The organism is Shewanella sp. (genome assembly GCF_051658185.1).
In the GTDB taxonomy this organism is placed as follows: domain Bacteria; phylum Pseudomonadota; class Gammaproteobacteria; order Enterobacterales; family Shewanellaceae; genus Shewanella.
This window is the reverse complement of the sequence record NZ_JBOFMC010000259.1, coordinates 1-3,061: the sequence shown is the minus strand read 5'-3', so window position 1 is coordinate 3,061 and position 3,061 is coordinate 1. Positions and strand designations below refer to the sequence as shown.

Below are 3,061 nucleotides of genomic sequence, written 5' to 3'. Positions count from 1 at the left end.
TCAGTCGAGAATCAACGCGGTTTTAGCCCAGAAAACACCGAGCCTAAAACCGCGTACCTAAAGCTGCGGGCCCAAAACCGCGGGCCTAGGCGCCCTGTGCGCCTTAGCTTTGCGGCCCTAAAAAGCGCCGCTCCCACGCCCCGATTTCGCTTAGATAACTATTAAATTCAATCTCTTTTACCGATACAAATCCTTGCACAAACTCATCCCCCAGCAAACGCCTAGCCGACTCACTATGGCGCATTTGGGTTAACGCCGCATGGAATGTCGGCGCCAAATCATGGCTGCCCTCATAGGCACTGCCCGTTTCGGGTCTGCTGGGTTGAATTTTCTCTTCAATCCCCGCAAGGCCGGCGGCGAGGGAGGCTGCAATCATCAGGTAAGGGTTTGCGTCGGCACCGGCGATACGGTTTTCCACCCGTCTAGCCGCAGGGCGACTTAAGGGCACACGCAAACCGGTAGTGCGATTATCCACCCCCCAGCTTAAATTAATCGGTGCTTGACTGCCGGCAATATAGCGGCGGAACGAATTAATGTTAGGTGCAAATAGCAACATTAAATCAGGAAGATAGCGTTGCAAGCCGCCAATGTAATGATAAAAGCGCTCACTGTCACTGCCATCCTCATGGCTAAAAATATTATTGCCTTCGGCATCGACCACACTTTGATGTAAATGCATCGAGCTGCCGGGTTGGCCCGCTATCGGCTTGGCCATAAAAATCGCATTCAAGCCATGCCTAATGGCAATTTCCTTGGCCGCATATTTAAACATAAACGCTTGATCGGCCAAGGCCAGTGGATCGCCATGCACGAGATTGATCTCATACTGCGACTGACCCATCTCATGGATCCACGTGTCACCATTGATCCCCAAAGCGTCGATAGCCCCATGGAACTCATCCCAAAATGGCGCAAGCTCATTAAGCATATTCATGCTAAATGCCGATTGCCCCTGTTCGGCGCGGCCACTCTTACTCACCGGCGAGCGGTACGGCACCGCAGGATCGGTATTCGCGTCAACCAAATAGAATTCAATCTCAGGCGCCACCACTGGCGTCAACCCCAACGCTTGATAACGGGATAGCACTTTTTTAAGCAGCGAGCGCGGGGCAAATGGGCAAAGATGGCCATCTAATTGCACGCAATCATGGATCGCAAACGCGCGCGGCACAGTGCTCCAAGGGATACGCTTTAAGGTGCTGTAGTCGGGAACTAATAAAATATCCGGATCGGCATCCGGGAAAACCGGATCATAGGAATATTCCCCGGTAATCGCCTGCATCGAAATGGCTTGGGCAATCCGCAGCTCCGCTCCTTGCGCAAAGCTGCGGGCCGGCATCACCTTGCCGCGTGGATAACCAGAAATATCCGGGAATAAGCATTCAACATCACGTACTGTGCCGCCTTGAAAAAAGGCCGCAAGAAGGGCTGAGTCCATATTAATTTGTGCCACTAATGAGAAAATAGCGCTAAAGGAGCCGCCAGTATAATCAGCCTTTCGTTTGAAAAGCTATCATTAGCAGGTAAAAACGTAAAATATATATGACGCTTATGTAAAATTTACTTAGCAAAAACACGTTATCGAACCATGCGGTTATTTCATGGCAGCTTTAACATACACATCGAAGCGATTTTTTTTTCTGGGCCAACACCATGGTCGGCTTAACACCATCTAAATCTTCAGCATAATCTGGGCGCTTGACCACCACGCGCTTACTCGCTAACGCCATCGCTGGCGCGAGTAAACCATCAGCATCTAAATCGGCGCCCACTAACGATTGAAAAACGCGCATTTCTTTTTTAACGAGGGCAGACTTATCACGGTGGGGATACATAGGATCAAGATAAACCACATCAACCGCGTGTGGCAGGGCGCTAAGAGCCTCAAGGCTTGAACCATGAAACAGCTGCATTCGCTCACGCATCCATGCCCCAATTTCCGCATCCTGATAGGCGCGGCGCAGACCGTCCTCGAGCAACGCGGCCACCACCGGATGTCGCTCAACTAAGGTCACCTGACAACCTAGGCTGGCCAGCACAAAGGCGTCCCGCCCTAAGCCTGCGGTGCCATCAACGACCCGCGGTGATACTCCTTGCTTTAACCCCACGGCTTTCGCAATAGTTTGGCCGCGCCCGCCACCAAATTTGCGCCGATGGGCGACCGCTCCCGTGACAAAATCAACCACAATGCCATCCAGCTTTGGCTCATCCCGCTTATGCAGTGACAAAGTATCGGCTTCAAACCGCAGCTCAAACGGTGCATCGGCATCGAAAGCCAATTGCCAACGCGCACAAATCTCCACGAGTGTGGGGTATTGTTGATTGAAAAAGATTGAAATAGACAAAGGCACCACGGGTTAGGCAATGAAATACTGCCCGCATTATGCCAAAAGCCGTGGAAGCTGAATACTGTCTTAGTACCGCCAATTTACCCCAAGGACCATAAGCCCTATAATTGCTCGATTGAACGCGGGTATTTCACCTGCAAAGCTCACCCTGGGATCCCGCATGTTAAGTTACCGCCATGGTTATCACGCAGGCAATTATGCCGACGTGTTAAAACACACCCTCCTACTGCAAACCCTGCAGTTAATGCACAAAAAAGACAAACCGCTGGTGTATATCGACACCCATGCAGGCGCCGGAGGCTATGCCTTAACCGATGAATTTGCTCAAAAAACCGGTGAATATCTTGAGGGCGTTGCCAAACTCTGGGATAAGCCCGATCTGCCAAAATCATTGCAGGATTATGTTGAGGCGGTGCGCCACTTCAATGAAGACAATCCCCAAGCACTCGAGTTTTATCCCGGCTCGCCCGCCATTGTCGATATGGAACTGGGCCCCAAAGACCGCATGGTATTGCACGAATTGCACAGCAGCGACCATCTGCTATTAGAGGATTACTTTAGAGGGGATAAACAAGTCAAAGTCATCAAAGGCGACGGCTTAAAAGGACTGATTGCCGCAGTGCCGCCGCTAGAGCGCCGCGCACTGGTATTGGTTGACCCCAGTTACGAAATCAAAACCGATTATCAAGATGTCGCCGAGACATTAATCAAAG

2 protein-coding genes and 1 pseudogene are annotated in these 3,061 nt (G+C 51.2%); 1 reads left to right on the top strand and 2 read right to left on the bottom strand.

Annotation, left to right across the window (positions count from 1 at the left end):
- Positions 1-103: 103 nt before the first annotated feature.
- Positions 104-1,438 carry a glutamine synthetase family protein gene (locus ACRCZA_RS10070; RefSeq protein WP_438674307.1) on the bottom strand — a complete coding sequence of 445 codons (1,335 nt, stop codon included), beginning with the start codon at positions 1,436-1,438 and terminating at the stop codon, positions 104-106.
- Positions 1,439-1,594: 156 nt separating this feature from the next.
- Positions 1,595-2,345 (bottom strand): annotated as a pseudogene (locus tag ACRCZA_RS10065) (class I SAM-dependent methyltransferase).
- 163 nt (positions 2,346-2,508) lie between these two features.
- Here ACRCZA_RS10065 and rlmJ point away from each other — a divergent pair.
- Positions 2,509-3,061 (top strand): 23S rRNA (adenine(2030)-N(6))-methyltransferase RlmJ (rlmJ, locus tag ACRCZA_RS10060; protein WP_438674306.1); only part of this gene is annotated, 553 nt, incomplete at its 3' end.